Below are 15,304 nucleotides of genomic sequence, written 5' to 3'. Positions count from 1 at the left end.
CCTTTTAATTGGAATTCCTGTCTTGAATATCATTTGATACTTTTATTTCCTCAGGCAATACATTAGAGGCGCTTGGTATTTTTCGCGGTTTAAAATTAATACTGTCCGAGGAATAAATCGAAACAATCAATTTTCCATGATAAACTTTAGCCTTTATCAAGATGGGTTGATTGTATTTGTTGGTAAAGCGAAAGTCAGGTCCGTACCAGCTGACCGTTGCATCTCTTCCTTTTGGAACGTATGGGACATCGCGACTATGGGAGTAACGTTCCACTACTTTAAGCCCGGAGCGATCAACTGCATTAAATAAAGTGGATGATACTTGGCATATTCCACCGCCAACTCCTTCAGATAATTCACCTTTAACGATAATTGGTGCAGGGAGATAGCCCTTTCCTTTTGTTCGTTTTCCAACCACTTGGTTGAAGGAAAAGGTTTGACCAGGAAAAACCACATGATTATTAATTGCTTTTGCCGCCAAATCGATGTTCAAGGAACGCTCTCTGTTTCCTGAATTAAAGTAGGTTAAGTATTGACCAATCTGTTTTTCGCGTATTTGCGATAGTATTTCACTATCGACTTCAGGATAGACGGGGATTTTTTTAATATCTACCACCGAAGGGCCAGAAGAATATAGACTTTGATATAGTTGACTAATTAGTGACCCCTTGTCTAGTTGAAATCCTGTCTTTTCTGAGACAATAGCACCATGTTCGTCCAGAGTGGCATTTTGCGGCTTCATATAGGCTTCGTTTTCCCATTTTTCTAGGAGAGGTTGAATGTAATCAGTATTGATAAAAGGCCAGCCTATTAAAGGAAAGTATAAATTGTTGCGATTTTCAATAGCGATTATATTTCCTTCATCACGCACAATGATGTCCTGTTCCTTTACCGGCTGTTGGCTTACTAATAAAAATCCTAAAATGAAAGATAAGTGCATAAGGGCTTCCTCCCAAAAAAGTGCCAAGTCCATCCATATTAGGATGTACTTTGGCCCATCTTTTATGCGATGGGAGAATCCTGATTTTTTCCAAATTTCTTTTGGAAATGGGAGAGTGCAAGTAGGGGGAAAATATACGAGTAGCTATGGTAATGAATATAAAATCCACCAGCCATTCCTTGGCCAGTTGGATAATCATTCGTCCAATCCTTATCATCACTTTTATCAATTAAAAATTGTACTCCTTTAGCCATTTCCGGTGTTAATTTGTCAGAAGTCGAGATAAGTGTGTCTAATGCCCAAGCTGTCTGGGTTGTTGTGCTTACTCCTAATGGAATATAGGTTTTATGAATATCACTGTTACATGATTCGCCCCAGCCTCCATCCGAGTTTTGAATCGATTTTAGCCAATTGATTGCCTTTTGAATCGCAGGATGATTTTGGGAAATGCCAATGGCGTTAAGTCCAGTGACCGCCGCCCAAGTGCCATACAAATAACAAATTCCCCATCTACCATACCAAGAGCCGTCCTTCTCCTGCTGATTTAACAACCAATTTGCAGCACGATTTAGGGAAGGATGATGTTTCGATAGGTTTGTATAATTCCCGAAAAACTCAAGAGTTCTACCTGTGAGATCGGGTGTTGAAGGGTCAGTTAATAAAAATTCTCCCCCTTGTATGGGAATGATTTTATAAAAGGACTTGTTGACATTTTTCTCAAAGGCCGACCAACCACCATCATCGTTTTGCATTGACAATAACCAACTTTTCCCTCTGTCCCAGGCTTGATGGACATTAGGGTCTGTATTTACGCCTTGTATGATAGCACGTAATGACGCAGTGGTATCGTCGATGTCGGGATTCAATGTATTGATATTAGAGAACCCCCACCCACCTGGAAGGCTATGTGGGTTATGAATCACCCAATCCCCATATTTGTAATGCTGTCTTGAAAGTAAATAGTGATTTGCCTGTTGAATGACTGGGTCAATTACGGGAATCCCTGCCTCCTGTAGTGCGTAACTAATTAATGATGTATTCCAAACCGATGCGGTTGTGTATTGAATATGTGGTTTCCCTTTGATTTGACATGTCATCGACCTTAGTCCCTTCACTGCATTTTGGATTAACGGATGACTTTTTTTATAACCAAGGGATAGGAAAGCAAAAATCATTAAAAAAGTCGAGCTAAAATAGCTATAAAATGTCCCATCAGGCTCGATTCGGTTCAGCATATACTGTTTGGCCCGATCCATGGCCTCCATATGTAGTTGCTCTGGAAGTCCTATTAAGCTTTTAATGCTAGAAAAAAGCGAGCGCACTTCAGCTGACCGTTGCCAAACTAAGTATTCTTCTTCCCACTCTTGACTTCTCCTTATATATAAATCAGATAAATCTGGGCTTCCGTTGGTTGTAAGGGTAAATTTTTTGTTTGCGAGTATCATCATTGGAATGAGGTTGGCTCTTCCTGCTACAGAAAAGTCAAAGAAGTTTATTGGGAAGGAGGTCGGTAGAAGAATAGCTTCGATTGGAATTGGAAAGAAACGCGGCCATTTATATTGACCAGTTATTGCTAGCATTATTTTTAGGAGCATATGAGTTTTCTCCATCCCGCCATTTGCTAGGATAAATTTTTTGGCAGCCCGTATTTTGGTATCTGTTTTTGTGTAATAGCCGGAATATAAAAGTGCATAATAAGCCTCCACAGTGGCGGTTAAATTCCCTGAGCCTTCATCGTAAAATAACTTCCAGGCACCATTTTCCTCCTGCCTACTAAGGATTCTCTCTGTCAACTCTTTGATTAATCTTTCATCATTTATTTGTAAGGAACGCAATAAAATAATCATAGAAGCATCGGTTGCGACTCCTGTTTCAAAAGGGTATTCCCAAGTTCCGTTCGAGGTTTGATCCTCTTTCAATTTTTGGATGATTCGATTCATTTCTGAGGTGGGGTCTAGTCTCACATCTTTTCATCCTCTCGAAAATATTGTCAATACTACCCAATTATATTCCGGTACTTACTTAACCATGCCTATGTGGAGGTGTTTTCAATTTGCCTTTTTAAGAAGAAAATGAATAAAATCAGTATTTCTAAAAGTTTAATTGAGATAAAAGAGGCATTAATTGAATCACAGTCGCACCCAATGCCCCTTCCAACCAAAGAGGAAATGGATTTAATCGCTACTATAAAAATGAAAACATCTGAACTCAATCAAAATAATGTCACAAGAACAAAAGCTTATTTTGCTTTTTATAAAAACCATCCGGAAGTTCATTGGGCGTTTCTGGCTCATATGGTGTCCCGAAATGGGGGTTGGAATATGACCGATTTAAAGGGTGATTTCCTGGTCAAATTACTCGATAAACGGGCAAGGGATGACTTTTTTTCATTTTTGGAACGAGGGAATTGGCTGATTTTCCAGGATGCCTACCCACAATTACTCCTGTATGAGGAGAGCTTAAAGATTAGACACAATTTGTTTCATCTTTTTAAATTTTTTAATATCTCTCGTTTTATGGAAACCATTTGGAATCATTTTTGGATTTACCGGGATCCTTACGTTTTGACCATTGCACTTGTTATAAATGAACAAAGCTATTTGGAAAAACAGTTGATGGGCGATAGGCAATTTAAGGATAAGGTTATTGATACGTTTGAATTTAAATTACAAGAAATTCTATCTTTTAATCAGATTCTATTTCCCTATGAAGCGGATGGTCAAACGAAATTTTTAGGACAGACAATTAACCAATTTGATTCCCTTCATGAGCGGATTATGATTGGAAAACGGCTTTATCATTTGCTATTTTCAAGTGAACAAATATTAAATCGTACCAAACAATGGGCGAAGAGCCATTCACATACCGCTTCAAGAAAGGATTATTGGCCGCATTTGTTTAATGATGTCAAGGAGTATGCACCAGGAAACCTGTATATGCGAAGATTAAAAAACTGTAAGCTGCGAAAAGGCATGCCGAGAATTTATTGTCCGCGGCTTGATTTTGCCTGGAAGAATGTCGACCATCCTCCGGCAGAAGAAGGGGATTGGTTTAGTGATTGGAGAGTTATTGATTATTTAAAAGAAGACATATATATGGTCAATGGTGAGATTATGAATGAATACTGTGAAACACTTGAAAACCTCGAGCTTGTTACCATTGCCAAAAAAGCAATATTTTTATAGACAACTAGTTTCTATTCTCATTTTGTCAGCATTGATAGGGACCTTTCTCGATTTATTTTTTGTCGGAAAGGGGAATAATACGTTTCCGAAACGTCCTTTTCCTGATTTTTAGCTTTGACGTCGGCTTTGTATTAGTCATTTTACCCGTTTTTACATTGGGGTTATTGCTTTTTGTTGAGCCATTGAAGGCTAGATGGAGATGGGCTATTTTTTGTATCTGTAGCTTATTAATCGGCTGTTTAGAAAGATTGTCTGAAACATTTGGATTTCTAACTCATTCTACTAGCTGGGTTCATAGCTACTCAGTCATAGGATATTTCATTTATATCATTCTCATGTGGCATTACTATAAATGGATCCAAAAAGCCTAACCCGCATCTACCGGGCTAGGCTTTTATCATTAGACAATAACAACCTTCCTACCTTCACGAGCAGACTGACGTACAGCATCCAAAACCACTTGAGTAGCAACACCATCTTCAAAACTGGCAATATATAGGTGATTGGTGCCTGCCACCAATGTTTCATAAAGCGCATCCAGTGCACGATTAAACCCATTGTAATAGCGTGCAGCTACTGCTGGCATTTCGGCTGGTGCAACGATGTCAGGGGCAAGCTCTATTTGTTGAAGAGGTTCGTCTCCTATTGAGAGCATGACCTTTTGATCATCGAGCATAATGAGTGTTCCTTCTGTGCCAAAGACTTCTAAACGCCAGCTATTGGCTGTTTGTCTTGCGGCTGATAAGAGTTCTAATGTAACGGTTGTACCAGACGCTAACGTACCAATTATCTGAAATGCGTCATCCGCTGTACGGTTCTCGAGTTCACCGCTTTCATTTGTGTACGATGGTACATGTATAGGAAGTTGAGCAAATACTTCCGCTAGTTTACCGTTGAGCCACCATTGCAGGGAGTCAATCATATGGGAACCAATTGCTCCTAGCATACCACCGCCCTTGTCTTCTTGGCCTAGCCAACCTCGTGAACGTGAAAGGAGCCCTATATAATTTGGGTACGAGCAGAGATAACGAACGTGTTGGATTTTCCCAAGTCTGCCGCTTTCAATAATTTCTTTAACCTTCAAGCGGGCAGGGAGGAAACGGAACTCATGATTGATTAATCCTAATCTATTAGCTTGATCTCTAGCTGAAATCATCGACATCGTTTCTTCTTGATCAAGAGCCATTGGTTTTTCACATAAGACATGGACTCCTTTATTAAATGCTTCCACAACCATCTCTTTATGTAAAAAAACAGCAGATGCCACGACTACTAAATCCAGTTGTTCTTGATCCAACATTTGGCGCCAGTCGGTATAAATATTGTTGATATCACTCAATTGTTTAGCTTCCTCAACATTTCCTCTTGAAACACTGGAAATGGCCACGACTTCAAAACCATCATGAAAATTCATCATCGGTGCGTGAACTTTGGCACCGAATCCTGTTCCGATTATTCCAACCCTGATTTTCTTCAAGAGACCTTCACTCCTTTTGAGTATTCTAGTTTATATTTTAATGGTTCTCCTTAAATTTTTCGAATTTTATGCCTTTCTTCTAATTGCCCCATTAGCGGCATATAACTTTATAGAATCTAGCGAGAGGGGATTTGAATATGCCAAGCGGGTCACATCAAGTTGAAGTACAATTGCCAATTGGAAAGGTTTGGGACTTTGTGAAAGAAATGGACAATTGGGCACCTTTAGTCCCAGGTTATATTACCCATCAAAAGTTAAACGATCGCCAATCAACCTGGGAATTTAAAAGCGATATCGGCATTATGAAGAAGAAGGTAAGTTTACTGATTACGATAAAGGAATGGAATGAACCTACTCTAGTAACCTTTGCTTTAAAAGGGATAAATGAAAAGTTTTCCGGGGAAGGCTATTTTGAAGCTAAGGCAATAGGACAAAATAAAACAAGAATGACTGGTTATCTGGATATCAATGCCGAAGGGCCGATGGGTTCATTCGTTAATAATATTTTAAAAACGACCATACCAAAAACAGCTGAGGAAATGGCAGTAGCAATATCCGAAAAATTGCAGGAACTAAGAGCATAAAAAATGCCGGGCACGATGTGTGTGCCTGGCATTAACTTATTTTCTCCCAAAATCCGCCTTAATTTCTCCCAGCTGACTAGTTTCCCATTTGATAATTTTGTTCTGATAGGAATTTTCCTTTAACCATTTTTCTGCTCGTTCGATTAAGCTCCATACTTGCTTCGTCTCATTATTGCGTACTAGAGAAGTATTCGCTTTTTTGTTGCGTACCCAAGCTATCGCAGTCATCGAATCAGAATAAATGGTCGTATGTTCGCCTTTTTGATTTAAATACGATAATGCGTGAACGATGCCTAAAAACTCACCAATATTATTTGTTCCTAAGATGGGACCGTAATGGAAAATGGTTTCACCTGTTTGAGTGTTAACCCCTTGATATTCCATCATTCCGGGATTTCCACTACATGCTGCATCTACGGAAATACTGTTGGGTTCAATCTCAGGTTTTGCGTTTTCTTTAGTGGTAGTGTTTTTCTTATTGGTAGTTTTTGTACTTGCGTATCCTTCGCTTAACGCCTGTTTGGCTTCTGCTAAGGTCGGGAAGGATTTAAATCGTGCTCCCTGATAACCTTTTGTTTGTTTTTCGCATTCCGCCCAAGTCTCAAAAACCCCTGTTTTTCGGCCTTGCCAAACGACGTAATATTTTTTACTAGCCATATTAAAAATGGTCCTCCATAGCTTTTCTTATAGGATAACAAAATATTATTTATAAACCAATAATTAACATTTTTAATACAGTAAAAATAGACAAAATGGATTGTAAGTTGCATAATATTAGGTAAATGGTCTGAATGTTTCGAGCATTCAGCACTTGAGACCGATAACATCATTTCGGTCAACTGGAAGAATTCCGAATATCTAAAACAAATAAAGAAATGGGGAGTCAGTTTTGAACATTGCAGAGAAGGTTTCACAATTAAAACTAGAAATTAGTCATGTAATCATCGGTAAAGATGATATCGTAGAAATGCTGTTTATAGCCTTACTAAATGATGGTCATGTATTATTGGAAAGTGTGCCTGGAACAGGTAAGACGCAATTAGCCAAAAGCTTTGCAAAAACGATTGATGGAGCGTTTAAGCGAATTCAGTTTACTCCGGATTTATTGCCAAGTGATGTAACTGGGATTCAGTTTTTCCATCCAAAGGAGCAGGACTTCCAACTTCGAATCGGACCGGTTATGACAAATATTTTATTAGCGGATGAAATTAACCGTGCGACTCCAAGGACACAGGCGAGTTTACTTGAGGTTATGGAAGAGCGCCAAGTAACGATTGACGGGGAAACTATCGCGTTACCAAAGCCATTTATCGTTATTGCAACACAAAATCCGATTGAATCCCAACAAGGTACATTCCCGCTACCTGAAGCACAAATGGATCGTTTCTTTATGCAAATTCCGTTAAGCTATCCAACGATGGAAGAAGAAAAGAAAATCATGCAAACTTACCGTCACGGCTCACCATACAACAGTTTAAAAACAGTGTTTTCATTAGATGACATTGCTAGCTTAAAAGAGGAAGTCAAGAAGGTTACTATTTCTGAGGATGTCGAAAATTATATTCTTGAACTTGTCCACCTAACTCGTAATCATGACGAAGTTGAAATGGGTGTTAGTCCCCGTGGTACGTTAGCTTTAATGAGAGGGGCACAAGGAAGGGCGTTTTTACAGGATCGCCTATTTGTTACACCACAAGATGTGAAGGATGTAGCAGTGTATATGTTGGCTCACCGCTTAGTCCTTACATTGGATGCATCCCTTAAACGGACGAACAGTCAGGTTCTTGAGACGATTCTAAAGAGTGTCGAGGTTCCTGCTGAAACTGGGGCGTTGAACTAATGGTCTGGAGAAAAGACGTACACGGAGGAAATGCATTAGATCTCGTCACTGTAATTGGTGTCGTTCTATTGCTTGTAAGTTTCTATCAGGAAACTTATTGGTTAATCTTTTTAGGAAGTCTCTTAATTGTGATTTGTCAACTTAGTTTATATTATTTGAAGCATGTTGCTGACGATTTGGAACTAGAAAATGGTAGACAAACAATTCGACTTTCAGTGGGTGAGGAGACCACATTAAATCTACAACTTTCTCAGCTTAGTATTTTACCAATTTACAAGGGAATGTTAGAGGTAAAGTTAGAATCAATTGTCGAAGGTGTTGGAATTCCTTCTTTTCAATCAGAATCCAATGTTGTCTTTACCATTCCATTTCACTTAAGAAGTAAAGAGTCATTACAGATCCCACTTCATCTTAAGGCATTAAAACGTGGGGCGACTAGAATTAAATCCGTTCACCTAACCATTCAGAACTTTTTTGGTTATGGATTTGTAGAGTTGACGTATAATCCATTTATTCATAAGGAACTAATCATTCATCCAACACCGATTGCTGTACCGCAAACCGAAAAGTTATTTGCGACGATGGCCCAAGGAGATTTTTCCGCTCCAAGTAGTATTCACGAACATATTCTAGCACCAATCGGAACAAGGGATTATGTCTATTCTGATTCTTTTGCGAGAATTCACTGGAAGGCCAGTGCCAAGATGGGAACACTACAAACTAAAGTATTTGAAAAAACGGCCCATTATTCATGGACATTTATCGTCAATCTGCGAGAGCCGAATACACCGACCTATCATTTAGGAGTAGTTGAAAATTTAGAATCCATTGCGAGTAATATCGCTTATTTAGCTCAATTTGCTACTAAAAAAGGGATTGAATTTGAATTGTTTCTAAATTTGAGGATGGCAAGTGAGTCGGCTGTTTATCATCTCCCAAAAGGAAGTGGAACAAAACAGCTTGGTAAGGTACTTGACCTTCTAGCACGAATTACGGAGAGAGGTAATACGGTACCACTAAGACGTATGTTTCAATATGTGGATAAGCAACAGCAGCATTCCCCAGTAGTCATTTATAGTGGCCCGTATGATGACGAAGGTGTGTCTTATTTTTCTAAGGTTCAGAAGATGGGGCAAAAGGTGTATATCCTTCAAGATGATAACGAATATCCAGCGGTCGTCCCGTTTGGACGTTCTTGAATTGTCGGAAATTAGGTGATTATTAAAATGATACAACGACTTCAACCAGCCTATTTTTTCATGTTAGAATGCGTTTATTTATATTTTTTGGTCTGTATTTTTTATACAAGAGCAGGCACGATTCCGCCAATTCTACCTATTATAGCAATAATGATAGGTGGAAATTTGCTTCTGTATTTTGCGTTAAAACAAAAGATTGTCGGCAATACGATTCCTTTTGTTGGTGCTGTTTTGTTAAGCGCTGCTGCTTATTTCCTTGGATTTAGCATTATGTCCGTTCTTATAAGTGTGATATTTTTATATTTTCGGATGGGGGCTTTTATTAAGGACTCTAGTTTATGGAGAGAAGAGCGAGCCAATTTTGCCATAATCTTTTATTCTAGTAGTGTAGCGATCTTTTTTATTGGATGGATGTTCAGATATCCTCACATGGATTTCTTTTTCGCTTTAGTCATTGTCTTTACAATTCTATTTAGTATCGGTAGATTTCTCCAACAAATGGGGGAAAACAATGGTGCTAAGGATGCGTCTGGTTTAGCAAGTGTTCTAGGGATTTCTGCTGTACTTACAGTAATATTGGCTTTCTGCATCCCATTTGTGAAGTGGGCTTTTTATAAAATATTTGCAGGAATTGCGATAATCGCGATGATGATTGGAAGTCCATTCTTCTATTTAGTTGAGGGAATTGTGCTACGGCTAAGACCAAAAGCACCACCAGAAGATGATGAATTTGAGCAGGTTGAGCTTCCGGATAAAGAAGATACCTTTGACAGTATTAATCCGGTTGATTCCATACCACCTTGGGTCTGGGTTGCCTTAATAGCAGTGGTTCTCTTAGTGGCTTGGTTAATTGTTCGTAAGAAATCAAAAATTGTTGATGAGAAACCTGATGAGAATGCGATTCCGTTGCAGCATATTCCAATTTTATCAAAAACCCGGAAAAGAAGGAGTTTATTTGCAGAACCTACACCACAAGAGTATTTGCGCCGTTTAATCTATCAACTTGACCATTTCGCCAGTAAGTATCACCTAGGCAGATATCAGCATGAAACGATTCAAGAATGGTTCGCCCGAGTAGGGTTTCCTGAAAATAAAGCCCTGTTCAATGCTTATGAGAGTGTTCGTTATGGCAATGTAGTAATTGCTAAAAATGATGCCAGCCAATTTGAAACAATAGTCCAGAACATAAAGCGAGAAATAAAGGAAAAAAATAAAAGGTAGTGTATTTTTAACGGAGAGGAGGACCTCTCTGTTTTATTTTTATTTTCCATCGTAACACCTTCTATAATATTTCGTCTAATGATATAAGACAGCATGATATTCTTTCGAGGGGATGAAATGATATGTATTTCTTTTTTGTTTTTTTAATTGGTTTATGCGCCACCTTTCTTTTTATAAAACTGAAGTCGGAATGGGCAAAATGGGTTCCAGCAATCGTATTTTTTTTAGCGATGATTATGATAGGAATCAAAATCTTGTTATTTCCGGCACCTGAGATGGCGGTTCTAGGTGAAATCGTCTATGGGATGATTTTAGGAGCGATGACGATTGGTGCCACCATTGGCGGAACCATAATACACTTTTTGAAAAAGAGAAAAAGCGGCCGATAAGCCGCTTTTTTAAATTGGTGCAACTAGTTCAACTTTTATTCGGTCTGGATCCTCAAAAAAGACTGCGTAGTAATCGGGGCCTCCTGCAAAAGGATGTTTATCTTGATAGAGAACTCGAACATCCTTATCAATAAGCTTTTTAGTTAGCTCATCAACTTGTTCCCGTGTTTTTGCATGAAATGCGAGATGATTAAGTCCAACCCGACAACGATGATAGGGAATGTCTAGAAACCGTTCTTCAGCTTGGACAAACACTAGATACGTTTTTTCATATTTCCAGCTGCGACCTTTATCCCATTTTTGGTAAAGTTCGTATCCTAATTCCGTTAATAACCAATCCCAAAAAAGAACAGACTTCTCTAAATTTGAAACATATATTTCAACGTGATGAAGCATAACCGCCACCTCCTCTACCCATATATTAACAAAAAACAAGCTTCAACTAAATGGAGGGGCATAGATAAATTTGTTGAATTTATCTATTGACGATTGAATATCCATATTTTACTATTGAAGATATATAAATTTGCAATGATGAAGAAGAGTAGGCGGTTTGGAACATTTCAGAGAGCTGGTGGTTGGTGAGAATCAGCATGGGGAAATCGTTGAATGGGCTTCGGAGCTTCTAGACTGAACACAAAAAGTAGGTTTAGCGGAATGTCTCACCGTTAAAAGGGGCGATGTATCGAGGCGTTAGCCTCCGTACAAAAAGTGCGTTTACATATGTAAACGAATAAAGGTGGCACCACGGGTTACTCGTCCTTTTTGTTAGGGATGAGTAGCCCTTTTTGTGTTTGCATAACAAGGAGGGATCTTTAATGGAAAAAATTATTTTAACAGGAATCAAGCCGACAGGACAGATTCACTTGGGGAACTACATTGGAGCGATTAAACCTGCACTGGAACTAGCAAAGGTACCAGATTACCAATCCGTTTACTTTGTGGCTGATTTTCATGGATTAACAAAAATTCATAATGCAGCAGAATTTAGGGAACTTTCCTATGGAATTGCGGCAACTTGGTTAGCACTTGGCCTTGATCCTTCTAAGGTGATTTTTTATCGGCAATCTGACATACCTGAGATTTTTGAATTAAATTGGATCCTGGCATGTTTTTCATCGAAGGGACTAATGAATCGAGCCCATGCCTATAAGGCTTTGATTGACACGAATCGTGAAATGAATCGCGATTTGGATTTTGGAGTGAATATGGGAATTTTCACTTACCCGATTTTAATGGCAGCGGACATTTTAATGTTTAAATCGGATCTAGTACCAGTTGGTAAAGACCAAATTCAGCATGTTGAAATTGCAAGGGATATTGCGGAAAGCTTTAATCATCATTATGGAGAAACCTTTAAACTGCCTAATTTTCAGGTTCAAGAAGAAACAGCTGTATTACCTGGGTTGGATGGTAGGAAAATGAGTAAGAGTTATAAGAATACGATTCCTTTATTCGAAGAGCCAGGTAATTTGCAAAAGTTAATCAATAAAATTAAAACCGATTCCTTACCACCAGAAGCACCAAAAGACCCTGATTCCTCGACTTTGTTTACTTTGTATAAGGAGTTTGCTACTCCGCTGGAGGTTGAAGGTATGAGGCGGCAGTATATGAGTGGAATTGGTTGGGGAGAGGTTAAGAAGGAATTGTTTGTTGTCATAGATCGTTTTATTGAGGAACCTCGTCAAAAATATATGGAGTTAATAGCTTCTCCAGAACAATTGGATAAGACTTTATTAGATGGTGCTGAAAAGGCAAGGGAAATGACCGTTCCGTTTTTAAGGGAGATAAAGCGAAAGATTGGGTTTCATGTGTAGATCATAAGCATAAAAAACCTGATATTCAATCTAAAAGGGATTTTAAAATGATTTCGAAAGGTGGCTTTAAAGTCATTCCAGAATAAAGATGGCTGCTATTATGGCAGCCATCTTACTATTGCTTTTCGGTTGATGTTTTTATCGAGACATGTTTTGGCGGTTTTGGGTAGTCTACCTTACCTGAATCATCAGGACCGGTTAGGTTGTTTCGTTGATCTAATACGTTTCCAGTGTATTTAATTGGATTATTTTCGGTCATTCATATCACCCCCATTAATAAGGTGGGGTAAAAATGAAGGTTTAATGCATCAATATTAATAATGAATACTAAAATGCGTTCTCATTCCTGGAGAACAGATTAAGATTAGCCTCCAAAAAACAGGTCAATTATGTTGGAAGCTGTTGATGTTTTTTTATTATAAAATTCGGAGTACCCGCAGTTCTTACAAAATACGACAATAAATGTATTGTGTTGGATATCGAACATTTTGGACAAACCTGTTCCTGTCATAGCAACTTCCTTTGTTCCTGTATCTTGATGACCACACTTTATACAACCCTTATTGCTCATGGTATCACTCCTATAAATGGATTCGCTATTATCTACGTTTATCATTTTAGAAAGTTTCACATTATTTAATATGTTTTAGCAAGAACATGTTAATGGACTAAGTGAGTTGGTAAAAATTGAAACTTTTCATAGGTTGTATTCGTCATATTATAGATTTGGGTTCTCCAATTAAACAATGTGGCGAGGTATTGAATATAAAAAAATGACAGCACTATTTGGAGAGATTTAATATGGAAATCAGAAAACTAAGTAAACATGAATATCCCCCAATGAATTTATTGTTGTTAGCAGATCCCTCTCGAAATCATATTGAGGACTATATTAGAAGAGGAGATTGTTATGTTGCCAAATTACATAATGAGGTAATTGGTGTATTTGTTTTGTTGCCAACAAAACCTTTAACTGTTGATTTGGTTAATGTAGCGGTATCTGAAAGTCATCAAGGTTTTGGCGTTGGCAAGCAATTAGTATTAAAAGCTATACAAATAGCGAAGGATTTAGGTTACAAAACGATAGAACTAGGTACGGGAAATTCGAGTATTGGCCAATTAGCGCTTTATCAAAAATGTGGATTTCGGATTGTTGGGGTCGATTTGGACTTTTTTATCCGTAATTACCAAGAGGAAATCATTGAAAATGAGATTCCCTGTAGAGATATGATTCGATTGATGCTGGATTTGTAAAGGAAAAGGTTTTTAAATTCAATTAGAACAGGCAAAAAGAACTGATTGTTGGCATAAAATAGTAGCGCTTCTTTTTTTACATCTAAAGGAGGTTGTGATGAAAAAAACTTGGCTACTAGGATTTGGTTTCTTCAGTATTAGTATCGGTTGGGCCTTGTATAACGGATTTGTGCCTTTTTTTCTTAATGATTATCTCCAAAGCACTGCCTTAATTGGATTTTTAATGACGATTGACAACTATTTTGCCTTATTTCTTCAGCCGTACATCGGAAATCGCAGTGATCGAACCAATACTAGATTTGGACGTAGAATGCCTTATTTGATTGTTGGAATTCCACTTGCTGCTTTATTTTTTGCACTAATTCCTTTTCATACAAGTCTAATAACCTTAATTATTTTCATGATGTGTATGAACCTTTCGATGGCAATTTTTCGTTCTCCCACCATTGCGTTAATGCCCGATATCACACCTGAACCTAAGCGAACAAAAGCAAACGGTGTCATTAATTTTATGGGTGGCTGTGGTGGGATTTTAGCGTTTAGTATTGGCTCTTACTTATTTTATGTAAAGGAAGCCTTACCTTTTTTAGTGGTTTCTGCAACTTTTCTTGTAGCATTATTGGTTATTTATAAAAATATTAATGAACGTCGCGATACTATTCCTCAATCGGTTCCTGAAAATCCGGTTTACAATTATAAACAGGAACTAAATTCCCCAACTATTTTCCTATTAGCTGCAATCTTTTTTTGGTTTGTCGCTATCCAAGGTATGGAGGCACTTTTTACTTTGTATGGCGTAAATGAGTTAGGTCTGTCGAGAAGTGCATCGGCCTTTTCATTAGCATTTTTTTCACTTAGCTTTGTTCTGTTTGCTATTCCTAGTGGTTTATTAGGGGCAAGATTCGGTGAGAAGAAAATCATTATTATTGGAATTATTGGTCTTGTGTTTGTTTTTATTGGTTTATATTGGGTCGAATCAGTAGTTACATTAAGGCTATTTCTTTTGATTGGAGGAATGTTTTGGGCGGGAATCAATATAAATGCCTATCCATTTATTATCGCTACCGGAAGCGAACATAGCTTTGGGACACGAACAGGACTGTATTATTTGGTGTCTTCTTTGTCGGCTATTTCCTCGCCACCAGTACTTGGACTTTTCATTGATTTTTGGGGATTTGGCGCTTTATTTTTTGCAGCGGCCATAAGTATGGTCTTTGCCTTGTTATGCATGATGAAGGTTCAACCAGTGGGGAATCGTCAATTTAATACAATGAATTTAAAAAGTTAATAAAGAGACAAGTGCATATATTCCTTGTCTCTGTTTGCTTTTTTCGGTTGTACAAGCATTACTGATTCTCTATCCAAGAAAATATAGAGTGAATAAAAGGATTTAAAGTA

The 15,304-nt window shown here is 38.1% G+C and carries 16 protein-coding genes and 1 other annotated feature; of the genes, 9 read left to right on the top strand and 7 right to left on the bottom strand.

Features of this window, described 5'->3' with window-relative positions:
* Positions 1-4: 4 nt before the first annotated feature.
* A complete protein-coding gene (locus tag ACX9YW_RS01545) occupies positions 5-940 on the bottom strand; it encodes a VanW family protein (RefSeq protein ID WP_460340727.1) in 936 nt (311 codons plus the stop codon).
* A 62-nt stretch (positions 941-1,002) separates the two neighbouring features.
* Positions 1,003-2,880 (bottom strand): squalene--hopene cyclase, encoded by a 1,878-nt coding sequence (shc, locus tag ACX9YW_RS01540; protein ID WP_460341261.1) that lies wholly within the window; start codon positions 2,878-2,880, stop codon positions 1,003-1,005.
* A 132-nt stretch (positions 2,881-3,012) separates the two neighbouring features.
* Between shc and ACX9YW_RS01535 the strand changes: the two genes are divergently transcribed.
* Positions 3,013-4,125, top strand: a complete 1,113-nt coding sequence (locus ACX9YW_RS01535) for a DUF2515 family protein (protein ID WP_460340724.1) — start codon at positions 3,013-3,015, stop codon at positions 4,123-4,125.
* Positions 4,126-4,525: 400 nt separating this feature from the next.
* On the opposite strand, the gene ACX9YW_RS01530 is transcribed toward ACX9YW_RS01535, so the two are convergent.
* On the bottom strand, positions 4,526-5,602 hold the full coding sequence (locus ACX9YW_RS01530; RefSeq protein ID WP_460340721.1) for a Gfo/Idh/MocA family protein: 1,077 nt from the start codon (positions 5,600-5,602) through the stop codon (positions 4,526-4,528).
* Between the two features lie 137 nt (positions 5,603-5,739).
* Here ACX9YW_RS01530 and ACX9YW_RS01525 point away from each other — a divergent pair, with 137 nt between their 5' ends.
* Complete coding sequence (locus tag ACX9YW_RS01525) at positions 5,740-6,186, top strand: SRPBCC family protein (RefSeq protein ID WP_460340718.1); 447 nt, start codon at positions 5,740-5,742, stop codon at positions 6,184-6,186.
* A gap of 36 nt (positions 6,187-6,222) precedes the next feature.
* Here the strand turns inward: ACX9YW_RS01525 and ACX9YW_RS01520 are convergent, their stop codons facing one another.
* Positions 6,223-6,843: a ribonuclease H1 domain-containing protein gene (locus ACX9YW_RS01520; RefSeq protein WP_460340715.1), complete on the bottom strand. Its 621-nt coding sequence runs from the start codon at positions 6,841-6,843 to the stop codon at positions 6,223-6,225.
* A gap of 232 nt (positions 6,844-7,075) precedes the next feature.
* Between ACX9YW_RS01520 and ACX9YW_RS01515 the strand changes: the two genes are divergently transcribed.
* From ACX9YW_RS01515 to ACX9YW_RS01500, 4 genes are all read left to right on the top strand, one after another.
* Positions 7,076-8,026 (top strand): AAA family ATPase, encoded by a 951-nt coding sequence (locus tag ACX9YW_RS01515; RefSeq protein ID WP_460340712.1) that lies wholly within the window; start codon positions 7,076-7,078, stop codon positions 8,024-8,026.
* Positions 8,026-9,225: a DUF58 domain-containing protein gene (locus ACX9YW_RS01510; RefSeq protein WP_460340709.1), complete on the top strand. Its 1,200-nt coding sequence runs from the start codon at positions 8,026-8,028 to the stop codon at positions 9,223-9,225. The genes ACX9YW_RS01515 and ACX9YW_RS01510 overlap by 1 nt, the downstream gene beginning before the upstream one ends.
* Before the next feature lie 27 nt (positions 9,226-9,252).
* A complete protein-coding gene (locus ACX9YW_RS01505; protein WP_460340707.1) occupies positions 9,253-10,446 on the top strand; it encodes a hypothetical protein in 1,194 nt (397 codons plus the stop codon).
* 122 nt (positions 10,447-10,568) lie between these two features.
* Complete coding sequence (locus tag ACX9YW_RS01500; protein ID WP_460340704.1) at positions 10,569-10,835, top strand: hypothetical protein; 267 nt, start codon at positions 10,569-10,571, stop codon at positions 10,833-10,835.
* 9 nt (positions 10,836-10,844) lie between these two features.
* On the opposite strand, the gene ACX9YW_RS01495 is transcribed toward ACX9YW_RS01500, so the two are convergent.
* Positions 10,845-11,231, bottom strand: a complete 387-nt coding sequence (locus ACX9YW_RS01495; protein WP_460340701.1) for a VOC family protein — start codon at positions 11,229-11,231, stop codon at positions 10,845-10,847.
* Between the two features lie 126 nt (positions 11,232-11,357).
* Positions 11,358-11,602: a binding site (T-box leader), on the top strand.
* Positions 11,603-11,653: 51 nt separating this feature from the next.
* Here ACX9YW_RS01495 and ACX9YW_RS01490 point away from each other — a divergent pair.
* Entirely contained in the window at positions 11,654-12,652 is a 999-nt protein-coding gene (locus tag ACX9YW_RS01490; protein WP_460340698.1) for a tryptophan--tRNA ligase, read from the top strand.
* Between the two features lie 115 nt (positions 12,653-12,767).
* Here ACX9YW_RS01490 and ACX9YW_RS01485 read toward each other — a convergent pair whose 3' ends face one another.
* Together ACX9YW_RS01485 and ACX9YW_RS01480 are read right to left on the bottom strand one after the other, a co-directional pair.
* On the bottom strand, positions 12,768-12,911 hold the full coding sequence (locus ACX9YW_RS01485) for a hypothetical protein (RefSeq protein WP_460340695.1): 144 nt from the start codon (positions 12,909-12,911) through the stop codon (positions 12,768-12,770).
* Between the two features lie 105 nt (positions 12,912-13,016).
* A complete protein-coding gene (locus ACX9YW_RS01480; protein WP_460340692.1) occupies positions 13,017-13,223 on the bottom strand; it encodes a zinc ribbon domain-containing protein in 207 nt (68 codons plus the stop codon).
* Positions 13,224-13,453: 230 nt separating this feature from the next.
* On the opposite strand from ACX9YW_RS01480, the gene ACX9YW_RS01475 reads away from it, so the two are divergent.
* Positions 13,454-13,906: a GNAT family N-acetyltransferase gene (locus ACX9YW_RS01475; protein ID WP_460340689.1), complete on the top strand. Its 453-nt coding sequence runs from the start codon at positions 13,454-13,456 to the stop codon at positions 13,904-13,906.
* Positions 13,907-14,003: 97 nt separating this feature from the next.
* On the top strand, positions 14,004-15,194 hold the full coding sequence (locus ACX9YW_RS01470) for an SLC45 family MFS transporter (protein ID WP_460340686.1): 1,191 nt from the start codon (positions 14,004-14,006) through the stop codon (positions 15,192-15,194).
* Positions 15,195-15,304 lie beyond the last annotated feature (110 nt).

It is taken from the genome of Pseudoneobacillus rhizolycopersici (genome assembly GCF_054786815.1).
This window is presented reverse-complemented; position numbering and strand designations above follow the sequence as displayed.

What these genes read in the sequence shown, in the direction of transcription:
- ACX9YW_RS01545 (WP_460340727.1), bottom strand. Translation starts at nt 940, where the DNA reads ATGCACTTATCTTTCATTTTAGGATTTTTATTAGTAAGCCAACAGCCG.
- shc (WP_460341261.1), bottom strand. Translation starts at nt 2,880, where the DNA reads ATGAATCGAATCATCCAAAAATTGAAAGAGGATCAAACCTCGAACGGA.
- ACX9YW_RS01535 (WP_460340724.1), top strand. Translation starts at nt 3,013, where the DNA reads ATGAATAAAATCAGTATTTCTAAAAGTTTAATTGAGATAAAAGAGGCA.
- ACX9YW_RS01525 (WP_460340718.1), top strand. Translation starts at nt 5,740, where the DNA reads ATGCCAAGCGGGTCACATCAAGTTGAAGTACAATTGCCAATTGGAAAG.
- ACX9YW_RS01520 (WP_460340715.1), bottom strand. Translation starts at nt 6,843, where the DNA reads ATGGCTAGTAAAAAATATTACGTCGTTTGGCAAGGCCGAAAAACAGGG.
- ACX9YW_RS01510 (WP_460340709.1), top strand. Translation starts at nt 8,026, where the DNA reads ATGGTCTGGAGAAAAGACGTACACGGAGGAAATGCATTAGATCTCGTC.
- ACX9YW_RS01505 (WP_460340707.1), top strand. Translation starts at nt 9,253, where the DNA reads ATGATACAACGACTTCAACCAGCCTATTTTTTCATGTTAGAATGCGTT.
- ACX9YW_RS01500 (WP_460340704.1), top strand. Translation starts at nt 10,569, where the DNA reads ATGTATTTCTTTTTTGTTTTTTTAATTGGTTTATGCGCCACCTTTCTT.
- ACX9YW_RS01495 (WP_460340701.1), bottom strand. Translation starts at nt 11,231, where the DNA reads ATGCTTCATCACGTTGAAATATATGTTTCAAATTTAGAGAAGTCTGTT.
- ACX9YW_RS01490 (WP_460340698.1), top strand. Translation starts at nt 11,654, where the DNA reads ATGGAAAAAATTATTTTAACAGGAATCAAGCCGACAGGACAGATTCAC.
- ACX9YW_RS01485 (WP_460340695.1), bottom strand. Translation starts at nt 12,911, where the DNA reads ATGACCGAAAATAATCCAATTAAATACACTGGAAACGTATTAGATCAA.
- ACX9YW_RS01480 (WP_460340692.1), bottom strand. Translation starts at nt 13,223, where the DNA reads ATGAGCAATAAGGGTTGTATAAAGTGTGGTCATCAAGATACAGGAACA.
- ACX9YW_RS01475 (WP_460340689.1), top strand. Translation starts at nt 13,454, where the DNA reads ATGGAAATCAGAAAACTAAGTAAACATGAATATCCCCCAATGAATTTA.
- ACX9YW_RS01470 (WP_460340686.1), top strand. Translation starts at nt 14,004, where the DNA reads ATGAAAAAAACTTGGCTACTAGGATTTGGTTTCTTCAGTATTAGTATC.